The 16,384-nt window shown below is 36.3% G+C and carries 18 protein-coding genes; 4 read left to right on the forward strand and 14 right to left on the reverse strand.

All coding sequences use genetic code 11. The features are described 5' to 3' along the window. Positions 1–145: 145 nt before the first annotated feature. Both A9996_RS13415 and A9996_RS13420 read left to right on the forward strand, forming a co-directional pair. Positions 146–559 (forward strand): glyoxalase, encoded by a 414-nt coding sequence (locus A9996_RS13415; RefSeq protein ID WP_066435957.1) that lies wholly within the window; start codon positions 146–148, stop codon positions 557–559. After that, positions 556–1,002: a hypothetical protein gene (locus A9996_RS13420; protein WP_066435960.1), complete on the forward strand. Its 447-nt coding sequence runs from the start codon at positions 556–558 to the stop codon at positions 1,000–1,002. Before A9996_RS13415 ends, A9996_RS13420 begins: the two co-directional genes overlap by 4 nt. Here the strand turns inward: A9996_RS13420 and A9996_RS13425 are convergent. The 3 genes from A9996_RS13425 to corA all read right to left on the reverse strand — a co-directional run bounded on the left by A9996_RS13425 (position 995) and on the right by corA (position 4,060). After that, complete coding sequence (locus tag A9996_RS13425) at positions 995–1,678, reverse strand: DUF2461 domain-containing protein (protein ID WP_066435965.1); 684 nt, start codon at positions 1,676–1,678, stop codon at positions 995–997. The two genes, A9996_RS13420 and A9996_RS13425, sit on opposite strands and share 8 nt — an antisense overlap. Positions 1,679–1,791: 113 nt before the next feature. Continuing rightward, positions 1,792–2,700: a mechanosensitive ion channel family protein gene (locus tag A9996_RS13430; RefSeq protein WP_066435967.1), complete on the reverse strand. Its 909-nt coding sequence runs from the start codon at positions 2,698–2,700 to the stop codon at positions 1,792–1,794. A gap of 289 nt (positions 2,701–2,989) precedes the next feature. Then, on the reverse strand, positions 2,990–4,060 hold the full coding sequence (corA, locus tag A9996_RS13435) for a magnesium/cobalt transporter CorA (RefSeq protein ID WP_066436045.1): 1,071 nt from the start codon (positions 4,058–4,060) through the stop codon (positions 2,990–2,992). 206 nt (positions 4,061–4,266) lie between these two features. On the opposite strand from corA, the gene A9996_RS13440 reads away from it, so the two are divergent. Both A9996_RS13440 and A9996_RS13445 read left to right on the forward strand, forming a co-directional pair. Continuing rightward, positions 4,267–4,494, forward strand: coding sequence for a hypothetical protein (locus tag A9996_RS13440; RefSeq protein ID WP_066435972.1), 228 nt, complete (start codon positions 4,267–4,269; stop codon positions 4,492–4,494). 93 nt (positions 4,495–4,587) lie between these two features. Continuing rightward, complete coding sequence (locus A9996_RS13445; RefSeq protein WP_066435973.1) at positions 4,588–5,007, forward strand: hypothetical protein; 420 nt, start codon at positions 4,588–4,590, stop codon at positions 5,005–5,007. 23 nt (positions 5,008–5,030) lie between these two features. On the opposite strand, the gene A9996_RS13450 is transcribed toward A9996_RS13445, so the two are convergent. From A9996_RS13450 to A9996_RS13500, 11 genes are all read right to left on the reverse strand, one after another. Beyond that, positions 5,031–5,807 (reverse strand): tRNA pseudouridine synthase A, encoded by a 777-nt coding sequence (locus tag A9996_RS13450; protein WP_066435976.1) that lies wholly within the window; start codon positions 5,805–5,807, stop codon positions 5,031–5,033. Position 5,808: 1 nt separating this feature from the next. After that, positions 5,809–6,405 carry a bifunctional phosphoribosyl-AMP cyclohydrolase/phosphoribosyl-ATP diphosphatase HisIE gene (gene hisIE / locus A9996_RS13455; RefSeq protein WP_066435979.1) on the reverse strand — a complete coding sequence of 199 codons (597 nt, stop codon included), beginning with the start codon at positions 6,403–6,405 and terminating at the stop codon, positions 5,809–5,811. 15 nt (positions 6,406–6,420) lie between these two features. Beyond that, positions 6,421–7,176, reverse strand: a complete 756-nt coding sequence (gene hisF, locus A9996_RS13460; RefSeq protein WP_066436047.1) for an imidazole glycerol phosphate synthase subunit HisF — start codon at positions 7,174–7,176, stop codon at positions 6,421–6,423. 54 nt (positions 7,177–7,230) lie between these two features. Further along, a complete protein-coding gene (gene hisA / locus A9996_RS13465; RefSeq protein ID WP_066435981.1) occupies positions 7,231–7,965 on the reverse strand; it encodes a 1-(5-phosphoribosyl)-5-[(5-phosphoribosylamino)methylideneamino]imidazole-4-carboxamide isomerase in 735 nt (244 codons plus the stop codon). Between the two features lies 1 nt (position 7,966). After that, on the reverse strand, positions 7,967–8,548 hold the full coding sequence (hisH, locus tag A9996_RS13470; protein WP_066435984.1) for an imidazole glycerol phosphate synthase subunit HisH: 582 nt from the start codon (positions 8,546–8,548) through the stop codon (positions 7,967–7,969). Between the two features lie 102 nt (positions 8,549–8,650). Then, positions 8,651–9,772 (reverse strand): bifunctional histidinol-phosphatase/imidazoleglycerol-phosphate dehydratase HisB, encoded by a 1,122-nt coding sequence (gene hisB, locus A9996_RS13475; RefSeq protein ID WP_066435987.1) that lies wholly within the window; start codon positions 9,770–9,772, stop codon positions 8,651–8,653. Positions 9,773–9,784: 12 nt separating this feature from the next. After that, positions 9,785–10,822, reverse strand: a complete 1,038-nt coding sequence (gene hisC / locus A9996_RS13480) for a histidinol-phosphate transaminase (RefSeq protein WP_066435989.1) — start codon at positions 10,820–10,822, stop codon at positions 9,785–9,787. Continuing rightward, positions 10,819–12,105 carry a histidinol dehydrogenase gene (gene hisD, locus A9996_RS13485; protein ID WP_066435991.1) on the reverse strand — a complete coding sequence of 429 codons (1,287 nt, stop codon included), beginning with the start codon at positions 12,103–12,105 and terminating at the stop codon, positions 10,819–10,821. The genes hisC and hisD overlap by 4 nt, the downstream gene beginning before the upstream one ends. Positions 12,106–12,201: 96 nt before the next feature. Then, a complete protein-coding gene (gene hisG / locus A9996_RS13490; protein ID WP_066435994.1) occupies positions 12,202–13,059 on the reverse strand; it encodes an ATP phosphoribosyltransferase in 858 nt (285 codons plus the stop codon). 316 nt (positions 13,060–13,375) lie between these two features. Continuing rightward, the gene (locus A9996_RS13495; protein WP_066435997.1) at positions 13,376–14,191 is read right to left on the reverse strand and encodes a prohibitin family protein; all 816 of its coding nucleotides are present in this window, start codon (positions 14,189–14,191) and stop codon (positions 13,376–13,378) included. A gap of 19 nt (positions 14,192–14,210) precedes the next feature. Further along, on the reverse strand, positions 14,211–16,241 hold the full coding sequence (locus A9996_RS13500) for a hypothetical protein (protein ID WP_066436000.1): 2,031 nt from the start codon (positions 16,239–16,241) through the stop codon (positions 14,211–14,213). Positions 16,242–16,384: the final 143 nt, after the last annotated feature.

Genomic DNA, 16,384 nt, shown 5'->3' on the forward strand with positions numbered 1-16,384 from the left:
AACATGTCAAAATTCATTTATAAAAGGAAACAAACCCTCTTAAAACCTTATAAACGCTAATGTTGTTAATAAACCCGTTAACAACATCTCTTGTATTGCCTTTTTGAGAAAATCATTATGCCTATTTTTATTAAAACTTAAAGTCATGACCAACAGAACCGAAGATCTCATCAAGATAAGACCTATCATTTCCACTGCTTTAATTTACGATTCCATGAGCAGTGAAGAACGTTTTCAAAACGGAACCTTGAGACCTTTGCTCAAGCTCCAAAATGATTTGATTGTAGCTGTCTTTAAAAATTATATTGCGAAGCATAAAAACATGTTTTATGACCTATATTTACCGAAGCAATTGGACTATATTGAAAATGCTATCCAAAAGGATATGAAATTCAGAAATTCAATTAAAGGAATGATCATTGGTCAATTTACAACTGAAGAGTATGCTGTTTATATTGAAAATTCATCGGCCTTGAACAAGCGGATGATGAATCTTGTAAAGGAGCGTTTGGTTAGTCAAATCCAACTATTTATACCCGAGATGGTAAAAGAGATATGAAAATAAAAAGTGATGTTTTGCAGGCTTGTTTTGATTATGCCAACAAGCGTATTACCAACTATAAAAATGAAATTGAAACCATCAAAGACTCCATTGAAAGCAATGACAAAGGTGGCGGTGATGATGATGCCTCAGGAAATGGTAAACTCTTTAATGATCTTGAGAAAAATTCGCAGCACCTAATAGATGCCCAGAAAATGTTGGATAGTTTGGAGGCCATTAGTCCTAAAATGGTTTCTGACACTGTAGTATTGGGCAGTTTGGTAAAAACAACGTCCAATAACTTTTATATTTCCATCAGCGCTGGAAAAATTGATATTGAAAACTTAAGTGTTTTTGCAATTTCGCCAGGCTCTCCTATTGGCATGCTTCTCAAGAATAAAACCAAAGGCAGCCTGATTGAGTTTAATGGCAACACCTTTACAATTACCGAAGTTATATAAGCAGCTCGCCATTGACATTGGTATTCAACACCTCAGTCATATAATCAAAATAGGGCCTAATGGCCTTGAATGCTGCATTGACGTTATCTAAAAACTCAGGGGACAGGACTTCCGCATCTGTGTATGTCTTGGTAAAAATAAATTGCTTTTTACGAATCAAATCGATGGCATTGTGTTCCTTATCGAAGCCTTTTGGTGCGGTTTTTAGCTCATCACCTTTAAAATCTCCCCAAATATTATAGAATTTTTTATTCCCAATAATCAACCGGATCTCTAGGTCATCCATTTCAAATTCTTTTCTTATTCTCAATAAATCTTCTTTGGAAGGATCCCAAAAACCCACTGCGATAAAAGTCCCGTCATTAGGTTGGATGTGAAGGTAATATCCTCCCCTATTTTCAGGCTTTTTCCTATGAAATGAACCGCTGAAATGCGTTTTGTAAGGTGCTTTATTTTTAGAAAATCTGACGTCCCGGTAAATTCGAAATATCTTCAATCGGTCTACGTCATCATGCGTTTTAAGAGATTCAAACACGCTATTGAAGTTGCGCTTCGCAGCGGTTTGTAATTTTGTGAATGTTGGCTTCTGCTGATTGAACCAATCTCTATCATTATTTTCCTTTAATTGTTTTAGAAATTCTAATAAGTCCTTTGAGAATGTAGCAGATTCTGTCATAGCTTCTTTTCTTTGATGATTAAATTTAGGGAAAGTTTCGAAACCCTCGGGACTTATATACGCTTCAGTTGCTACTTTAAGTTAATTTTAAGATCTTCTTCATCAAACCTGACTTAAGGTTTGGAAGTTAAATCCTCTATATCATTTCCATTTTTTTCCAAACCCAATTTATTGTCAAACTGCAATGTTCTGATTGGGAAAGGGATGTTGATTCCTTCCGCATCAAAAGCTTTCTTAATGGCAATGATAGCTTTATTGGTAGCATTTAATTTATGGACGTTTCTGGTTCCTTCAATCCAAAAACGACATTTGAAATTAATGCTGCTGTCACCAAATTCAGTAAAGAAAAATTCAACAGGCTTCATGTCGTCAATTTTTTCAAAAGTTTTCTCCAAAGTTTCTTTGGTCAATTTTTCAACAAATTCCAAATCTGAACTATAGTGTACACCGCAAGACAAATCAACCCTGATATAAGGTGTCAATGAATAATTTTTCATTGGCGTTTCCAATATTGTTTTATTGGGAATGATGACCATGTTATTGTCTGATTCTTTCAAAGTGAAATTCTTCAAATTGATATCTATAATTTCTCCGGCAAAATCATTGGTCTCCACCCAATTGCCTATCTGAATTTTATCTCTGAATGAAATCACAATCCCTGAAATTGTATTTGACAGAGTGCCCTGTAGTGCCAAACCTATAACCAAACCAAGAACACCAGCACCAGTGATCAATGAGGTTAAGGTTTGGGAAAGATTTAAAATACCCAGGGCCAAAAACAAACCAACAAAAACCACAAAAACCGTGGTTAATCTAGCAATAATATTGCCCACAGATTTTTGCCTGACACGGCTTCCTACAAGTTTCAGCATCAGTTTGCTCACGTACTTTGCCGAAAAATAGGCGATGATCATCACGATAATGGCCAATGCTAAATTTGGAAGGTTTTCCACGATGGCATTCATCCAACCCAAAAGCTTTTGAATCAAGGCATCCCAAGATTTGTTTAATTCTTCTCTCATATAAAAGTTTTGAAAATAATTTTAGAAATAACGCATTTATTTAACAATGTTCTCTTTAAGTTGTGTGATTATGAATTACTTCAGTGCTCATTGCCATACTGGATTGATTAATTTTTGGTAATATACATGATAATTTGCAAACAAAACATTGAGTTCAGCAACTACTGAAAGTAATTTAACTTCTACATTGTGCAAAGATCTTTTTACTTTCTTTCGAGAAACACGCGCGTTACTAAAGCAATAAACAACTTAGACGCTCACTATTATTTAATTATCAACCTGACTGTGATTAAAGCCATTTCTTTTTTCTAAAATAAATTAACATCATCAAAAAGATAAAGATCATGACACCCCACAAGATAAAATAGCTGTATTTATAGTGCAATTCAGGAATATGGTCAAAATTCATCCCGTACACTCCCGCTATAAAAGTAAGTGGAATAAATATGGTGGCTATAATGGTTAGCACTTTCATCACCTCATTCATCTTATTGCTGATAATGCTCATGTACATATCCAATAAACTCCAAACCATTTCCCTATAGACTTCAATACTCTCATTGACCTGTACAATATGATCGTATAAATCCCTCAGGAAATTGTGGGTTTTTTCATCAATGATTGAATTTTCAATTTTATCCAAACGACTAATCACTTCTCGCAACGGAAACACAGACCTTCTAATTTTCAATACCTCTCGTTTCAGGAGCTGTATGCTGTTGGCTGTGGTATTATTATCAGTATCAGACTCAAAAATACGGTTTTCAATATCTTCAATTTTATCGCCAAAGGCCTCAATTACCGTCAAATAATTATCAACAATGGCATCAATTATGGCGTACATCAAATAATCTGAGCCCATACTACGGCCACGGCCCTTACCAGAGGAGATGCGATCTCTCAAATCATCAAATACATCACCATCAGACTCCTGAAATGTGATCACATAATGCTCTCCCACCACCATGCTGACTTGCTCATAAACCAGCTCTTCCTCATTATTGAAATAGAGCATTTTCAAAATGATAAATAAATAATTATCAAATTCATCCATTTTAGGTCTATGGTTCGTGTTCAGTACATCTTCCATTGTTAGCGGATGCAAGCCATAATGATTACCCAATTTTTCAATTTCTGAAGTATTATTGAGGCCATTGACATTGATCCAGGTTACTTGATCATTACCCTTAAAGTGAAACGCTTCTTCTACATTTTGGGTTTCAAGTTTATGATAGGATTCTTTACTGTAGTTGATGATATCAACAGCTGTAACGGTAGATTGTTTTTTGCCTCGGTACAGTACCGTGCCCGGTGAGCGATTGACAGTTTTATAGGATTTTTTTTTGTTTTTGGATTTCATCTTAATTATAATTCTTGTAGTGGTCAATGCTTTAAAAGTAAAAATATTTTCCGTATAGTATGGCTCAATTAATGAATATAAAATTACTATAAGATTTAAGGTGTTTACATGGAAAAACAGTCTACTTTTGAAAAGTTTAATTAAGACTTGTTTTATGACAATATTTTGTTTAATATGCAAGTTAAATACTGCAAATAGTTAATTACATGGGAAGACCACCTACAAGACCGATCAAATTTAGAGACGGCTTTTATATAGAAATCAGAAATAAGGGGAAAACAACTGGGATAAAAATCCACAGAGATACCAAAGAACATATGCTGCGTACAATCAAAGAATATGAATTGACAAAGGAAGTGTATATCTTAGGAGAATCAAAAAATGGAAAATGGGTTAATAAAACCCCTGTACTTCACGTCGTTGAAGGAGACTAAAGCGTTTCACCACATAGTCTCTTCAAAATACCTTCTGTTCATTAATAAAAAATTCATAAATTGTTGTTTTGATATTTAAAAACACAACAATTTATGAATTTTACTTCTACAAATAAACTTCCAGTCTATTTTTGGGCTGTAGGTATTATTGCTCTTTTTTGGAATGCATTTGGCGTGTATAATTATCTTATACAGGCATTTATGACCGAAGAGCAACTCACACACCTCCCAAAAACCAATCAAGTTTTACATGCAGGCCTTCCTGCATGGTACGTTTCAGCATTCGCTATTGCTGTATTTACCGGATTGATTGCAAGTATATTTCTGTTAATTCGCAAGCGTTTGGCTTATATACTTTTCATTATTTCTTTCCTAGCTATTGGTGTTCAGCAGTTTTATGTAATGACTGTAATCATCCCAAGGGATATCTTTTTAAGCTTAAGCAGTATAGTTATCGCAGTGTATCTGGTATGGTTTTCAAAACGGGCAGTTGCGCGTGAGTGGTTGAAATAAGTAGAATGGTTAGACAATTTTGATTACTTAAATTCCACAGAATTTAAAATCAATCCGGAAGCTGGCGCAATATAATCCATGACTTTAATACTTTCAGGTTGGAGACTTTTGGAAATATCCTCTAAAGCAATTTCATGTTTCCCCAGTTTTACAAGGGTGCCCATCATTATTCTAATTTGATTGTAGCCAAACCCTTCGCCTTTCACCTTGAGAACATACGATTCTTTCGGAAAAAAACTAGCACTAATGAGAGTGTTTTCAATCAATTCACAAGACACAACCTCGCGTATATAAACGCTATTTTCTGAAACATTAGAACAGAAGCCCTTAAAGTTGTGAGTGCCTTCAAAAAGTTTAGCGCCTTTAGTCATCAACTTAATATCTAGTGCATCTCTAAATGTGGTCATAATGGATGCACAAAACGGATGTGCTTTTTGACCGTGAGCAAATAGGTAGACATACTCTTTAAGTTTGGCATTTTGGATGATATTGAAATCTTTATCAACTTCTTTTATGGTTAAGGCTCTAATATCTTGCGGTAAATAGTAATTAAACTGTTTTATAAATTCATCAAAATCTAAAATAGGCTGCTCTAAAAATAATTCGAATGCGGTTTCGTTGGCAGATACCATTGCGTCTGTCCTGCCCACCGCCAATGTCTTGAATTTTATAGTGCCTTCAAAAATATAATTCAAGGTTTTATCAATCATGAGGTGCACGGTTTTCAGATTGGGCTGTTTCTGCCAACCATGATAACGGAAACCTAGATACTGAATGCTGATCAGATAGAAAAACGACATGCTATTTTTTCTCCCTATTTTTGAGTACCGTTTCAATATCCTCCAACTTAAACCCTTTTGCTTGAAGCAACATTAAGTAATGAAACAACAAATCGGCACTTTCATTTAAAAAGAGCTCGTCGTTATCATCTTTAGCTTCAATAACAACTTCCACAGCCTCCTCACCTACTTTTTGTGCCAATTTATTGATGCCTTTTGAAAAAAGTGAGGCCACATAAGAATCCTCTGGATTGGAATTTGTGCGACGGGCTTCAATTGTAGCTTCCAATTTGGAAATGAATCCGAAATTTGAAGTATTTTCATCACCCCAGCAGGTATCAGAACCTTTATGGCAGGTTGGACCTTCCGGATTTGCTTGAATCAAGAGCGTGTCATGATCACAATCCACTTTCACATCCACAAAATTTAGAAAATTACCACTTTCCTCACCTTTAGTCCACAACCGTTGTTTGCTTCTGCTGTAAAAGGTCACTTTTTTGGTCTCTTGGGTTTTCTTAAATGCAGCGTCATTCATATAGCCTAACATCAGGACATTTTTTGTAGTGGCATCTTGAATGATGGCCGGAATTAAACCTTCAGAATTATATTTTAAGTTCATTTTTTATCGTTGTTATTAAAGCCTGACTTCAATATTATTAGTTCTCAGTTCTTCTTTCAAATCTTTTATTTCAATTTCACCAAAATGAAAAACGCTGGCCGCAAGTGCTGCGTCAGATTTTCCTTTTTGAAAGGTATCCACAAAATGCTGAACTGTTCCGGCGCCGCCGGAGGCAATGATGGGGATATTCAACTCTGATGACAATCTCGACAAAGCTTCATTTGCAAATCCATCTTTAGTACCGTCGTGGTCCATGGAGGTAAATAAAATTTCACCAGCGCCGCGCGTTTCCACTTCCTTGGCCCATTCAAAAAGATCCAATGTTGTTGGGATGCTGCCACCCGCTAAATGGACCATCCACTTTCCATTAATTTGTTTTGCATCAATGGCTACTACCACACACTGGCTTCCAAATTTATCAGACAGCTCATTGATCAATTCAGGGCGTTTGATGGCTGAAGAATTAATGGAGACTTTATCTGCACCTGATTTCAAAAGTAAATCAACATCTTCAATGGACGAAATTCCGCCACCAACCGTAAATGGAATATTGACTTGCTCTGCCACTCTTAAAACCATTTCCAAGGTGGTTTTCCGTCCTTCCAACGTGGCTGAAATATCTAGAAACACCAATTCATCCGCACCCTTTTCAGCATATTGCTTTGCTAAAACCACAGGATCTCCTGCATCAATGAGATTGACAAAGTTGACACCCTTAACGGTACGCCCATTTTTTATATCTAAACACGGAATAATTCGTTTTGTAAGCATATACTGGTCTGCCAAAGCAGATGTGTTTTAATTACTCTTTAAAAATTGAGGGCTTTAGCAAAATTGTTCCAATTGTTTCAAGCTAATTTTATTTTCATAAATGGCCTTCCCAATAATGACACCTTCACAACCTAACTTTTTAAGCCTTGGCAGCTCGTCAATATGAGAAATTCCTCCAGAGGCAATAAGTTTTATGGATTGATCCGTACTGCTGTTTGAACATTCTTGAATAATATCACGATACAAATCAAAGGAAGGCCCTTCCAACATGCCGTCTTTTGCAATGTCTGTACAAATAACGTACTGTACTTTTCGGCGTTGATAGTTTTTAATAAACGGAATGACTTGTAAACTGCTTTCTTCTTGCCACCCACTAATGGCAATTTTACCATTATTACAATCTGCCCCTAAAATAATTTTAGCTGAGCCATATTGAGCCAGCCAAGATTCGAATGTTCTATGATCATTAACAGCAATGCTTCCACCTGTAATCTGTTTAGCACCGGAGTTAAAGGCAATATGCAGGTCCTCATTGGATTTGAGTCCGCCACCAAAGTCTATCTTCAAGGTAGTTTTGGAAGCTATCTGCTCCAATACTTTGAAATTAACAATATGTTGCGCCTTGGCACCGTCTAAATCGACCAAGTGTAAATATTCAATCCCTGAAGCTTCAAATTCCTTGGCAACTTCTAATGGGTTTTCATTGTATATTTTTTTCGTATTATAGTCCCCTTTCGTCAGGCGCACACATTTACCGTCTATAATATCTATTGCTGGTATTATTCTCATGTTATAATTTTAAAAAATTCCTTAATATCTGAGCGCCTTCGGTACTGCTTTTTTCAGGGTGGAATTGAACACCATAAAAGTTTTCTTTTTTCAGTGCCGAGCTATAATTCAGATCGTAATTTGTTTGTGCAATGGTATGTTCACATACTTCTGCATAATAACTGTGCACAAGGTACATATAAGCGTCATTTTTTAGGCCTTCAAATAGATCTGATTCAAGATCGAAGATTGTGTTCCAGCCCATTTGAGGCACTTTAACTTTATTTGAGAAACGTTTGACTTTTACGTCAAAAACACCCAAACCAAGGGTATCACCTTCTTCGGTAGCATTGCAGAGCAATTGCATTCCCAAACAAATACCTAAAACTGGCTGTTTCAGTGTGGGGATCAAGGTATCCAATCCTGATTTTTTCAACATCTCCATAGCATGGCTAGCCTGACCAACTCCAGGAAAAATTACTTTGTCGGCTGCTTTAATAACATCCTCACTGTTGCTCAAGATGGGATTGTACCCCAAACGGTTACATGCAAACTGAACGCTTTTGGTATTGCCGGCACCATAATCTATAATTACAATATTCATCTAAAATCAATTTTAAAATACCAAATTCCAAATCTCAAATTCCAAACTCCAAACTCCAAGCTAAGCATTGGATGTTGGTACTTGAAATTTGATTTTTTTACCTTATAACATTCCCTTCGTAGATGGCAAGATCATTTTTTCCATATCGCGCTTGATGGCCATTTTTATGGCTTTGGCAAAGGCCTTAAAAATAGCCTCAATCTTATGGTGTTCATTCTCTCCTTCTGCTTTGATGTTCAAATTACATTTGGCACCATCTGTAAAGGACTTGAAAAAATGAAAGAACATCTCCGTTGGCATCTTCCCAATCATTTCACGCTTAAATTCTGCTTCCCAAACCAACCAGTTGCGTCCGCCAAAATCAATAGCGGCTTGGGCCAAACAATCATCCATTGGCAAGCAAAAACCATAGCGTTCCATGCCTAATTTATTACCCAATGCTTTCGCGAAAACTTCACCCAATGCAATCCCAGTGTCCTCAATGGTATGGTGTTCATCCACTTCTAGGTCACCTTTTACTTTAATATCCAAGTCCAATTGGCCGTGACGTGAAATTTGATCCAACATGTGGTCAAAAAAGGCAATTCCCGTGTCAATGTTGCTCTTTCCTGTACCGTCAAGATTTAAAGTAATCGCTATTTTGGTTTCATTGGTGTTCCGCTCCAGACTGGCTGTCCTATCTTCAGTTTTTAAGAACTTATAAATTTGTTCCCAATCTTTTGTTTCCAACACAATATAGTTACGTAATTCTGCCTTGTCTGGTTCCATATTTTCGGAAGTATTTATAAAAATAGCTTTTGAACCTAGGTTCTTAGCCAGTTCAACATCAGTCAAACGGTCTCCTATGACCAATGAGTTTTCCAAATCATAAGCTTCAGAAAAGTATTGGTTTAACAAGCCCGTTCTGGGCTTTCGGGTTGGTGCGTTGTCTTCATCAAAAGTACGATCAATAAATTGCTCCTTAAAAATAATGCCTTCAGATTGAAAGGTCTCTACCATAAAATTATGGACAGGCCAAAAGGTGTCTTCGGGGAAAGACTCCGTCCCCAATCCGTCTTGATTGGTCACCATCACGATCTCATAATCCAATTCCCGTGCTATTTTACCTAAATATTGAAACACTTTAGGATAAAATAAAAGCTTGTCAAAACTGTCAATTTGGTAATCTTCAGGTTCAATAATTATGGTACCGTCACGATCTATAAATAAAACTTTTTTCTTCATAATATTTCGCCTTTACAAGGTCTTGAGATTTTCGATTAATCTTTTATTTTCTTCTTCTGTGCCCACGGTGAGTCGTAAACAATTATCACATAAAGGCTGCGTGGTTCTATTGCGAATGACGATACCACTATCAATCAATTGCTCATACCGTTTATTAGCATCATCTACTTTAACCATCACAAAATTGGCATCAGAAGGATATACTTTTACGATGAAATCGACATCCTCCAATGCTTTAATTAAAGCCCCTCTTTCATCTAACAGACAGGCGATTTGCGAATTTACTAATGTCATTTTTCTCAATCCTTCCATCGCTTTATCTTGCGTGAGTTGATTGATATTGTACGGTGGCTTGATTTTGTTTAAAGTCGCAATGATTTCTGCGGAAGCGAAACACATGCCCAAACGAATGCCGGCCATTCCATAAGCCTTAGATAAGGTTTGTGTGACAACAAGATTCGGAAAATGTTGCAGCTTCCCCAACCAACTGTCTTCAATGGCAAAATCAATATAAGCTTCATCAATAACGACGATCCCTTTGAAGTTTTTTAATAAAAATTCAATGGTTGAAGCCTCAAAACTATTGCCTGTTGGATTGTTAGGGGAGCATAAAAATAGAATTTTACTGTTGATATTTGCCGCCTCTATAATATTTGAGTCCTGTGGTTGGAAAGTTTCATATGAGAGATTGACCTTAAAGGTTTCAACGGCGTTGACGTTCGCCAAAACTTCATACATTCCGTACGTTGGTGGAAGTATAATAATGTTGTCTTTGTTAGGTTCGCAGAACATTCTGATCAATAAATCCAGCACTTCATCACTACCATTTCCCAACAAAATATTTTCTGTGGGTACATTTTTTATTTTAGATATCAATGCTTTTAATTCGCCTTGTTGCGGATCTGGATACCGATTGACCCCATTTTCAAAAGGATTCTCATTGGCGTCGAGAAAAATTAAATTGTCTTTACTGCCTTTAAATTCATCTCGTGCTGAAGAATATGGTTTTAAGGCTTTAATGGAGGGTCTTATAAGATCTTGGATGCTCATTCTTGTAAATCTTTTAGTCTAATGGACACTGCGTTTTTGTGGGCTTGCAACCCTTCCGCTTCAGCCATGAGTTCAATGGATGTTCCAATATTTTTCAAGCCTTCTTTTGTGATTTTTTGGAACGTCATACTTTTTGAAAAACTATCCAAGTTGACACCTGAGTACGCTTTGCTATAACCGTTTGTTGGCAAGGTATGGTTTGTACCGGAAGCATAATCACCTGCACTCTCGGGCGTATAGTTACCAACAAATACAGATCCTGCGTTGGTAATCCCTTCAACAAATAAAGCTTCGTTTCTTGAACATACAATAAAGTGTTCTGGACCATAGGCGTTAATGAAGTCTAAAGCCTCTTGATCATCAGCAATCAAGATGAGTTTTGAATTTTCAATAGCTTTCTCGGCCATTGTTTTTCTAGGCAAAACAGCCATTTGATTACTTATTTCTTCTTCTACGGCAGTCAAGAAAGACTCGGAATTGGAAACCAAAATTACTTGACTGTCGGCTCCGTGTTCTGCCTGGCTTAACAAATCTGACGCTACATAGGCTGCATTTGCACTATCATCTGCAACTACCAGTAATTCACTTGGGCCTGCGGGCATATCAATAGCCACACCGTATTTTGTAGCCAACTGTTTTGCAACTGTGACAAATTGATTACCTGGTCCAAAAATTTTGTAAACCTGCGGAATGGTTTCGGTGCCAAAAGTCATGGCCGCAATAGCTTGTATGCCGCCTACTTTATAGATTTTTGTCACGCCGCATAGTTGTGCCGCATATAAAATTTCATTGGCAATGGCTCCTTTTTTATTTGGAGGCGTACAGAGAATGATTTCTTTGCAACCCGCAATTTGCGCAGGAACCGCAAGCATTAAAACTGTAGAGAACAAGGGTGCTGTGCCTCCGGGAATATATAGTCCTACCTTTTCAATCGGTCGTTTTTCTTGCCAACATTGAACACCTGGCATCGTTTCTACTTCAATTTTACTTGTTTTTTGAGCCTGGTGAAAGATATGTATGTTTTTTTTCGCCATTTTGATGGCATCTTTCAATTCTTGAGATACATTTTGAGATGCTGTTGTAATTTCTGAAACAGGAACTTCAATAAGTTCAGACTCAACACCGTCAAAAAGTGAGGTGTATTTTTGAACCGCTAAATTGCCATTTCTACTGACATCGTCAAAAATCTGATTAACAGTATTTTCAATACTGTCCAAAGTTTGGGTTGGTCTTTTAATCAACTCTGACCAAGAGTTTCTATTTGGATTTTTTATGATTTGCATAATTTTTATTTTAGCCCTTCAGCTTTCACTTGTAACTTTCAAAACAAGTTATATATGATGAACAATACTGAGGGTGACAACTTTTATCTTAATGATTTATACGACCATATTTTCAATAGGACAGACTAAAATCCCTTCAGCGCCATTGGCTTTCAGTTCATCAATCACTTCCCAAAATTCATTTTTAGTGATTACCGAATGTATGGAACTCCATCCCTCTTGTGCTAGCGGTAAAACCGTTGGACTGCGCATTCCTGGCAGAACACTGATGATTTTGTCAAGTTTGTCATTAGGGGCGTTTAACAGTACATATTTTGACTGTCTGCCTTTTAAAACCGATTGCAATCTGAATTGCAATTTCTTCAAAATAACTTCATTTTCAGTCGAGATTAATGGAGATGCCGCTAAAACAGCCTCCGATCTCAGTAGCACTTCAACCTCTTTCAAATTATTTTTAAATAAGGTGCTGCCGCTAGAAACAATATCAACAATGGCATCAGCAAGTCCGATATTTGGTGCGATCTCTACAGAACCGCTAATAATGTGCAGTTGTGCATTGATATTGTTTTTCTCAAGAAATTGATTTACGGTATTTGGATAAGAAGTTGCAATACGCTTGCCGTCCAAATCCTTGACGGTTTTGTATTTGAAGGATTTTGGAACTGCGATAGAAACCTTGCATGTCGAAAATCCTAATTTTTCAATTACTGAAATATCAGAACCTTTTTCTATCAGAATGTTTTCTCCAATAATTGCAGCATCTACAACGCCATCTCGAAGATATTGTGGAATATCACCATTGCGTAGATAAAACACTTCCAAAGGAAAATTTTTGGCTAGTGCTTTAAGCTGATCTTTGCCATTATCAATTGAAATTCCTACGTCATTCAGGATTTTCATGGAATCGTCGTGTAAACGACCCGATTTTTGAACTGCTATTTTTAATTTACTCATAAATTTGCCCAAGAGGTGGGTGCTTTTTAATTAAACTTAGTTTTGTCTGAGTAAGTCTTTAGGTAAGATTCTTGCCTTTGCAGGAATGAAAAAAACCGCTTGATTTACTCAAACGGTTTTAAAAAATATGTTGATTTTATTCAATACATCTTCAATTCGCTTGAGTGCAAATATGATGATGGTGATGATGTGTTTGAATAAAGTTCATTTACTTTTTATGTTTTACAAATATCGTTAAAATTATTTTATAATTCCAAACGCTGGAATGAAAATATGTGTAAATAATTTAAACAAATCACTAGGTGACTATGTTAACTTATTGATTTCCTAAGATAATAGGCAATCCAGACTCTCCTGAACCTATGACAATAACTTTACTGTTACTGGATTCAGATAGCTTTACAGTAGCTTCAATTCCTTTGTCCTGAAGAATTTTATCAGTTAAGGATGCGCTCAAAATCCTGTTGGCATCTGCTTTACCTTGGGCTTCGATAATCACTTTTTCAGCTTCTTTTGACGCTGTGACCAATCTAAACTCATATTCTAAGGATTCTTGCTCTTGTTTCAATTTACGCTCAATAGCGTCTTTGATTGTAGGTGGTAAAGTCACATCTCGTACCAAGATATCATTTAGTTGAATGTACTGATCATCGACATAATTCTTCGTTTCTTCAAAAATCTCAGCCTGAATAGCATCTCTTTTACTAGAATACAATTGCTCTGGTGTGTAACGTCCTACAACACTTCTTGCTGCTGATCTAACCGCAGGCAATAAAATACGTTCAACGTACATTTCACTTTTTTCTTGATGCAGTTTCCCAAGATTTTCATATTCAGGTTGAAACCATATAGAGGCATCCAATTTAATATCCAATCCATTGGAAGATAATGCACTCATTTTTTCAAAAATTTCTTGCTGTCTTACTTCGTAAATATATACTTTATTCCAAGGGGCTATCACGTGGAAACCTTCACCAAGAGCGGGTTCATCTGTAACTACCCCTCCTCCGAAGGTTTTATATAACACGCCTGCTTTTCCTGAGTCAACGGTCACTGCCGATTTTGCGAGAATAATAATTAATACAATTACTGCAATTATTGCAGGGATCGCAACTTTAGGTAATCTTTCCATAAATAATAAATAGTTTTCGTTAAATTAATCCGTTGTATTTTCTAATGAGCCATTCCGCAGAAAGGCTTAACGCGATCAACGCGAGTAGAAATTTCCAATCAATCAAAGATACAACATTTTTAATGCCTTTTTGTATGGTAGCAAACCTTTCATCCTTTATTAATTGACCAACAAGTGTGCTCGTGTCATCGATAAAATAAGATTTGCCCTGACTAGTGTTCGCTAAATTTTCGAGTTTTGAAACGTTGGCATTCAAGAATTGTTGCTCAACATTAAAATCGAGAATTTTAAGCTCTCCAGATGTGGAGATATTTTCATTCTGAGATTTTACTGTAAATTGATAATCACCTGCCTCCATACCACTTAAATCCACTTGATAGCTGGATTGCTTAAGAATAAACGGCAGCTTTTGGGAGTTTTGGGTTTCTCTATTCGTAACAGTTATTTCAAGATTGGCCCTGTCATCAAATTCATAATTTTTATTAAAAAATTGTGCGGTGACAATCACTTCATCATTTCCGTTATAAAATGATTCATAAGTAATATTGAGACGGCTTCGTTTTTGATTAGAATCTAGGTACTGGATGATTTTACCAATAAAATTATCAAAACTGACGAAGGATTTATCATCCAGAAAACTTTGTGCGCGCCAACGCCAAATGCCTTCGCCATTTAAAACGGCTGCTCTTTTTTGATTTACTTGATACGTTAATAGCAAGGGCTCTTTCAATTGAATGCCATTAACAGTTTTATATAAAATAGTTTCTGTGGGGAAAGAGAAAGCAAGCGCTCCAAACTCAGTTTGCAATGGCGGAAAATCAGAAAAATTGAGAGCATCTACAATAAACACGCTGTAGTTTGAATTTAAAACCGATTGAAAATCTTCATACTGATTGGTAATTGTTTGTTTAAAATCAGTTTGGAATTTGTTAAGTTCAGACCAATTTGTTTTGGACCCCAATATTGTAAAAGTATTAATGTTCCGCGCTTCTATTGCTTCATAAACCAACTTAAAGTTTTGATTGGGTTGATAGAGGATAGCTTGTTGAAAATCATCAGCTGACTTCAAAAATTCTGAGGGTTTTAAGATGGTCGTTTGACGTTGTTCGTTGCTTTCAATAGCCTTTTTTAGCGCACCTAAATCAGGGTGTATGATATCAGAAATAATAGCCACATTAGTTTTTCTGTCAATAACCTCTACGGCAAAATTTTTAATATTATTGACAGTATTTTTTTCGTTGGAAATGGCTGTCAATTCCGCTCTATACGTGACAACTCCTGGTGAATTGGCAGGTAAATTCAAAGTTACGAGTCTGCTGGATTGTGTTTTACTAAAAGATAAATTCTGAGAAAAGACAGTGTTATTTCCGGAAGTAATCTTCAACTGTGAGCTGACATCACTTTCTCCGTTATAGACCGCAATAATCTCTACTGGGAACTTATTTTTTAGATAAGCGTACCTATTGACATTAAGTTGTTCAATCTTTAAGTCAGTATATCGGGTTGTATCTCCTAAAATAATGGGGAATATGGGCTGCTTATACTTTTGGGCTACAAATTCATAATCGTTGCCATAAGTTTGATTCCCATCAGTAATAATAATTAGAGGCGCGATTGTATTTCCATAAACCTGAGAAAAACGATCGAATAACACCGCAGGGTTGGTTTGTTTTTCATCAAACGTTGAAATCTCTAAGGTATTGACTTCCTTTCCAAAACTAAAAAATTCAAGATTAAAACGGTCGTTCAGAGCCTGGTCAGATTTTAGAAGTGCCACTAAATCTTTGGCACTTTGGTCGTGACCCAAAAAATTTATGGATTCAGAATTGTCCAAAGCAATAAGCAACGTTGGTTTTTCATCAACGTAAGTCATCTGATCAAACTTAGGATTGATCAACAACAGCATAACGGAAAACAATGTTACAAAACGGAAGAATGCCAGCAGGATAGTGACTTTTGTGCGCTTTTTTGACCTATATACATACTGAAAAAGCGCTAATGAAAGCGCTATTATTCCAGCTAGTATGATGTATAGGACGGTTTCTGTCATTTAAGATTCTTTTAGCCAAGGAGCAGCTTGTCGGCAGGTAGGTACACGAATGTTTATCACTGTAATTATACAATCAAACCCAACAAATGAACTTTAATTAAATAATCATCTGTTGAGATTTTCGTTACGGCCGGACTGCAAAC

The organism is Gelidibacter algens, from assembly GCF_001678675.1.
GTDB lineage: Bacteria > Bacteroidota > Bacteroidia > Flavobacteriales > Flavobacteriaceae > Gelidibacter > Gelidibacter algens.